General features: G+C 70.6%; 6 protein-coding genes. 5 read left to right on the forward strand and 1 reads right to left on the reverse strand.

What is annotated here, in order from left to right; all coding sequences use genetic code 11:
* The 5 genes from IQ216_RS10170 to IQ216_RS10190 form a co-directional block, all read left to right on the forward strand.
* On the forward strand, positions 1-352 hold a 352-nt coding region (locus IQ216_RS10170), incomplete at its 5' end, for a SufE family protein (RefSeq protein ID WP_193815381.1).
* 31 nt (positions 353-383) lie between these two features.
* Positions 384-1,745, forward strand: coding sequence for a homoserine dehydrogenase (locus IQ216_RS10175; RefSeq protein WP_193815382.1), 1,362 nt, complete (start codon positions 384-386; stop codon positions 1,743-1,745).
* Between the two features lie 282 nt (positions 1,746-2,027).
* Positions 2,028-2,240 (forward strand): hypothetical protein, encoded by a 213-nt coding sequence (locus IQ216_RS10180; protein ID WP_186697012.1) that lies wholly within the window; start codon positions 2,028-2,030, stop codon positions 2,238-2,240.
* 100 nt (positions 2,241-2,340) lie between these two features.
* Entirely contained in the window at positions 2,341-3,969 is a 1,629-nt protein-coding gene (locus IQ216_RS10185; protein ID WP_193815383.1) for an ABC transporter substrate-binding protein, read from the forward strand.
* Positions 3,966-4,997, forward strand: coding sequence for an ABC transporter permease (locus tag IQ216_RS10190; protein WP_193815384.1), 1,032 nt, complete (start codon positions 3,966-3,968; stop codon positions 4,995-4,997). Before IQ216_RS10185 ends, IQ216_RS10190 begins: the two co-directional genes overlap by 4 nt.
* A gap of 10 nt (positions 4,998-5,007) precedes the next feature.
* Here IQ216_RS10190 and IQ216_RS10195 read toward each other — a convergent pair.
* A partial coding sequence (locus IQ216_RS10195; RefSeq protein WP_370566697.1) for an alpha/beta fold hydrolase occupies positions 5,008-6,579 on the reverse strand: 1,572 nt, incomplete at its 5' end.

The following is a 6,579-nucleotide window of genomic DNA, read 5'->3' on the forward strand; positions in this document are numbered from 1 at the left end:
GCGCCGCTACGAGTACGTGCTCTGGCTGGCCAAGAAGCTCGAGCCCCTGCCGGAGGCCTTCCGTACCGACGCCTTCAAGGTGAAGGGCTGCGTGTCCCAGGTGTACGTGGTGGGCACGCTCCAGGACGGCCACCTGCACTGGCAGGGCGACTCCGACGCAGCCATCACCAAGGGGCTGCTGGCGCTGCTGATCCAGGCCATGGAAGGGCTCACCSCCGRGCAGGCCGCCGCCATCGATCCCGGCTTCATCGCCGCCACCGGACTGCAGGCCAGCCTGWCGCCCTCGCGGGCCAACGGCTTTCTGAACATCCTCAAGCTGATGCAGGCCCAGGCCGGAGCCCTGGGAGCCTGATTTCTAGGATCCCTCTTTCGCAGCGCACGGCATGACCATCGGCATCGGCTTGCTCGGTCTGGGCACGGTGGGAGCCGGTGTGGCCAGCATCCTCAGCACCCCTGAGGGCCGCCACCCCCTGGTGGCCGACCTGCAGCTCCGCCGCATCGCCGTGCGCGATCTGGAGCGGCCCAGGCCCCTCAACCTGGCGCCAGGGCTGCTCACCACCTGCCCAGAGGCCGTGGTCGATGATCCAGCCGTGGACATCGTGGTGGAGGTGATCGGCGGCCTGGAGCCGGCCCGCAGCCTGATCCTGCGGGCGATCGCCGCCGGCAAAGCGGTGGTCACCGCCAACAAGGCCGTGATCGCCCGGCATGGAGATGAGATCGCCGCCGCGGCAGCCGAAAAGGGGGTGTATGTGCTGATCGAGGCGGCCGTGGGAGGCGGCATCCCGATCATCGAACCACTGAAGCAATCCCTGGGCGGCAACCGCATCCAGCGGGTGAGCGGGATCATCAACGGCACCACCAACTACATCCTCAGCCGGATGGCGGCCGAGGGGGCCGCCTACGGCGAGGTGCTCGCCGATGCCCAGCGGCTCGGCTACGCCGAGGCCGATCCCGCCGCCGACGTGGAAGGTGGCGATGCCGCCGACAAGATCGCCATCCTCACGCGCCTGGCCTACGGCGGCACGGTGCCCCGCCCGGCCATTCCCACCGAGGGCATCAACCAGCTCGACGCCCGGGACGTGGACTACGCCGCCCGGCTCGGCTTCGTGGTGAAGCTGCTGGCCGTGGCCCAACGGGTGGGGAGTGAGCCGCCGAAGCCAGCCGACACCACCCCTGCGGGGCTGCAGCTCGATGTGCGCGTGCACCCCACCCTGGTGCCGCGGGGCCATCCCCTGGCGGGCGTGAACGGGGTCAACAACGCCATCCTGGTGGAGGGCGACCCTGTGGGCCAGGTGATGTTCTACGGCCCAGGGGCCGGAGCCGGACCCACCGCCTCGGCCGTGGTGGCCGACATCCTCAACATCGCCGGCATCCGCCAGGCCACCGGCGGCGGCTCGGGAACCCAGGGCGGCGGACTGGATCCCCTGCTGGCAGCGGGTAACTGGCGCCAGTGCTCCCTCGTCGATGGCGCCCTCACCACCCACCGCAACTACGTGCGGCTGCGCACCAGCGACCAGGCGGGGGTGATCGGCCAGATCGGCAGCTGCTTCGGCCAGGCCGGCGTCTCGATCCAGTCGATCGTCCAGTACGCCGGCGAGGGTTCCGGTGCTGCGGGCGAGGCAAGCAGTGCCGAAATCGTGGTGATCACCCACGAAGTGCTGGAGGCCCGCTTCCGCCACGCTCTCGATGCCATCGAGGCCCTGGCCGAAGTCCACCAGGTGGCCGCCTGCCTGCGCACCCTTTAGCCCCCAGCTGGGACAGGGCAGCTGATCACGTCAATCAGACACGCCAATGCCTTGCCCCTGGCGTCGGGTGGGGTCGAGGCGCCAGAGTGCCCGCATCCAACGAGACCCTGAACGGCACAGCTGGCCCCAGCGGACTGACATCTCTTTGATCCGCGTCTCCGCACCCCAGCAGACGTTTGTATCACCACAAACATTTCAACCTGGACCCGTTTCGCAGCATGGGCCCAGTTCCAACCCACAGGCCCAGCGTTTCCAGTTCCAGATCCTGACGTGACGTCCCCTATGACGGCCATCTCCTGCCTCAAGCCAGCCACCATTCCCCATCAGGGGGAATGCGTTCAGCTTGATTTCGATGAGCAGCTCTACCAAGTGATCGGCGTGGACGATCGCCACGACCGCTGCTGGCTGCGGCGCTGGCCCCTGGCCCGCCACGGTTCGGAAGTGTTTGAAATTTCCCTGCAACAGGTGCGTCCTGCCAGGCCCCACCGCTCTTGAATGAGCGCCGACCGTCGACGATCCGTGTGACCACAACGCTCTGCAGCGGAGCCAGCGCTCCGCCGCTGCCCTGACGGTGCCGGCCCGAAGGATCCGTGCCATGCCCCAACGGCTCTGCAGCGGGCTGCTGCAGGCCTGCCTGGCCGTGGCCATGGCCGGCTGCCTGCCGCAGCAAGGCGGGGCACCGGGGGCAACAGGCCGCCCCGAGGACACGCCCGATCGCCTTGTGGTGGCCAGCAGGAACCGCGTCGACACCGTCGACCCTGCCGGCGCCTTCACCTTCGGCGCCATGCAGCTGCTGAGCGCCCTCGGTGATCCGCTCTATGCCGTCAGTGACACGGGCGAGCTGGAGCCGAGGCTGGCCCTGGCGCCGCCGCGGCGGAGCGCCGATGGTCGCACCGCCACCATTCCCCTGCGCCGCGGTGTGCGCTTCCACGACGGCACCCCGTTCGATGCCGCGGCCATGGTGTTCAGCCTTGAACGCTTCCTGGCCATCGGCAAGCTCAGCTACCTGCTCGGCGACCGGGTCAGCGATGTGCGGGCTCTGGACTCCCACACCCTGGAGTTGGAGCTGCGCCAGCCCTTCGCTCCCCTSGCGGAACTGCTCAGCGCCGTGGCCCTCACCCCGCTCTCCCCCACCGCCTACCGCCAGCACGGCGACAGCCTGCTCAACGACCGCTTCGTGGGCACCGGCCCCTACCGGCTCACCTTTTTCAGCAAGCAGCAGCAGCGGCTGGAGCCCTTCGAGGGCTACTGGGGTGAGCAGCCGGCCAACGACGGCCTTGACCTGGTCTCCCTCAGCAACTCCACCGCCCTGTTCGGTGCCCTGATCAGTGGCGAAGTGGACGTGCTGCTCTCCACCAGCCTGGAGATCGACCAGCAGGCCGCCCTGCGCAGCCGCGCCCGCCGCGGCGAGCTGCAGGAGAGCAGAGGGCCGGCACTGGAGATCAGCTACCTCACCCTGCTCAGCGACCAGCCCCCCTTCGACGACCCCAGGCTGAGGCAGGCCCTGGCCCTGAGCCTGGATCGGGCCACCATCAGCGAGCGCGTCACCCTGGGCCTGCGCGCTCCCCTGCGGGAGCTGGTGCCGCCCAGCCTGCCGGGCTCCGATCCCACCGCCTGGGTGAGTTACGACCCCGAGCGCGCCCGGGAGCTCTACCGCCAGGCGGGCTACTGCCAGGGCAAGCAACTGCCCCTGCCGCTCACCTTCCGCTCCAACATCCCCAGCGACCGCCTGTTCGCCCTCACCTGGCAGGCCCAGCTGCAGCAGGATCTGGGCGATTGTGTGCGGCTGGAGGTGAGCGGCATGGAATCCACCACGGCCTACCGGCAACTCGGCGAGGGGGCCTTCACCCTGATCCTGCTCGACTGGATGGGCGACTTCCCGGACGCCGACAACTACCTGATCCCCCTGCTGGCCTGCAGCCAGGAGGAGGGGGCGCGCTGCCTCGAGGGCGCCAGTGCCGCCAGCGGCAGCTTCTGGGCCCAGCCAGGGCTGCAGCCCCTGCTGCGCCGCAGTGAGAGCAGCCAGGGCGAGGAGCGCCATGCCGTGCTGCAGCGGATTCAGCGGATCACGGCCGCCGCCAACCCCTACGTGCCCCTCTGGCTGGTGTCGCCCAAGGCCTGGGCCCAGCCTGGGGTGAGCCAGCCCCGCTTCGACGGCTCGGGGCGCCTGCTGCTCCAGGCCCTGGCGCCGGCGGGGGCTGGGCCCGTGGGGGCAGCCCGATGAGCCGCCGCCGCGCCCTGGTCCAGTACGTGGGAGCCCGGCTGGCCCTGGCCCCGGTGATGCTGTGGCTGATCGCCACCCTGGTGTTCCTGCTGCTGCGGCTGGCCCCCGGCGATCCGATCGACGCCCTGCTCGGCACCCGCGCCCCGGAGGCCGCCCGGGCCGCCCTGCGCAGCCGCYTCGGCCTCGACCAGCCACTGCTGCACCAGTACGGCCACTTTCTGGGCGATCTGCTGCGCGGCGATCTGGGCGACTCCCTCACCAACCAGGAGCCCGTGAGCGGCGTGATCGGCCAGACCCTGCCGGCCAGCCTGGAGCTGGGCAGCGTGGCCCTGCTGCTGGCGGCCGTGGTGGGCCTGGCGGTGGGCTTTTCCGGGATCGCCCGGCCCGAAGGCAAGCTCGACCTGGCCGGCAGGCTCTACGGCATCGGCACCTATGCCCTGCCCCCCTTCTGGGCGGCCATGGTGGTGCAGCTGGTGTTTGCCGTGTGGTTGGGCTGGCTTCCGGTGGGCGGCCGCTTTCCCCCCACGCTGCTGCCGCCGGAGGGGAGCGGCTTCTATCTGCTCGACAGCCTGCGCAGCGGCCTGGCCAGCGGCCAGTGGCAGGCCCTGCAGGGCACCCTGCGGCACCTCACCCTGCCGGCCGGCACCCTGGCACTGCTGCTGAGCGGCATCTTCGCCAACGCCCTGCGCCTCAACCTGCGCCGCAGCCTCGGCAGCGACTATGTGGAGGCAGCCCGCAGCCGGGGCCTTGGTGAGGCGCGGGTGATCCTGCGCCATGCCCTGCCCAATGCCCTGTTGCCGGTGCTCACGATCACGGGGATCACCGTGGCCTCCCTGATCGGCGGTGCCCTGCTGATCGAGGTCACCTATTCGTGGCCCGGGATCGCCTACCGGCTGCAGGAGGCGATCAGCCAGCGCGACTACCCCCTGGTGCAGGGCATCGTGGTGGTGGTGGCGGCCCTGGTGGTGTTGGTCACGGTCACTGTGGACGTGCTGGTCGCCCTGCTGGATCCCCGCATCCGCTTCTGAGCCCCTGAGCTCAGGGGCTGTGGATGGCGCGGCGCCAGCGCTCGGCCTGGGCTGGATCGAGCACGTAGCCCGTGATGCCGTTGTGCACCCGCCGCTGGGGTGAGAGCAGGGAGGGGTGCTGGGTGCTTTCCAGGAACTCGATCGTGAGCGCCAGCAGCAGCTCCTGCACCCGCTCAGGCTGCTCCCCCACCAACTGGTCGCCGAGACGGAACAGCGGCTCGTTCTGCGCCGCCAGCCGCACCGGTGAGAAGTGGCTCCCCCCATCCACCACCACCAGGCGACTGCGGGGATCGCTGCTTCCGTTGAACAGGCCCAGCTGCTCGGTCACGGGCGGGGTGACCAGATCGAGGCTGCCGCCCACCACCAGCACCGGCACGGACAGATCGGCCAGGCCGCGGCTGGGCCACAGCAGACTGCCGAAGCCGTTGAAGGTGATCACCCCACGCAGGGGGATGGCGTCCGGCAGCGACGACCCGCTCACTGGAAAGGAACTGCTGGCGCCATCGCCGGTGATGTCGGGGAGCTGGCACTGCAGGAGGCGCGAGAGGTTCGTCACCGGCAGGGAGGAGAGGGCCTGCTGACAGCGCTGCCTCAGCCCCTGCTCGGGCACCAGGCCCGCCGCCATCAGGGCCGCCAGGCCCCCGAGGGAGTGGCCGATCAGCACCATGCCGTCCTCCCCTGAGGGCTGTGGACCGAGCGACGGGAGGCTGCCCTCGCGGCGTGCCGTCAGCACGGCCTGCAGATCCGCCAGCCGGTCGGGCAGGGACTCCGCGCCGGGTGGTGGGCCCTCCCCCCGCAGAGAGGCCTGCACCGCCTGCTCGTCGCTGCCGGGATGTTCGATCACCAGCACCGGCCAGCCCCGCTCCGCCAGGGCCGCCGCCAGCCAGCTGAGCTGCTCGGTGTTGCCGCCCAGCCCGGGCATCAGCAGCAGCCAGGGGCCCCGCTTGGCCCGGCGGGCCGGCCAGAGCTCCAGCGGCAGGGGCTCGGAGCGGTGGGCCACGGTGAGCTGAATCTGCTGGGGGGCCCCGAGCTGCTGGCGGCCGATCAGCAGGCTGCGGGAGCTGCGCCTGGGCAGCGGCAGCTGCCGCAGCCGCTGGATCGCCCGCTCCTGGCCCTGGAGCTGGCGACGCCAGTCAGCTGCCAGGTCCAGCAGGCCATCGATGCGCAGATTCAGCCTCTCTGGAGGCAGGGCCTGCAGCAGGTCGAGGGTGGTGATCGTGCTCTGGCGCTCCAGCAGCTGCTGCAGGGTCTCCAGCAGCAGCACGCTGGTGTTCTCGCCGGCGGCGGTGGTGATCAGGCCCCCCACCTCGCGCAGCATCGGCTCCCCGGTCCAGCTGCTCAGCAGCTGGAGGCCGAAACCACTGTCCCGCAGCAGAGGGGCCCGCAACAGCCTGATCAGCCCCTGTCTCGACTCGGCATCGAGCAGATTGAGCCAGAGACCGAGGCTGCCGCTCTGACCATCCGGCTGCAGGGTCCAGGCCGCCAGCTCATCGAGATCGATCGGCAGCCTCAGCCCATCCAGTTCCACCACCACCTCCCCGGAGGCGCGCACCGGCTGGGGGGCGAGGGCAGGCACCAGGAG

The sequence above is a fragment of the Cyanobium sp. LEGE 06143 genome, from assembly GCF_015207535.1.
GTDB lineage: Bacteria > Cyanobacteriota > Cyanobacteriia > PCC-6307 > Cyanobiaceae > NIES-981.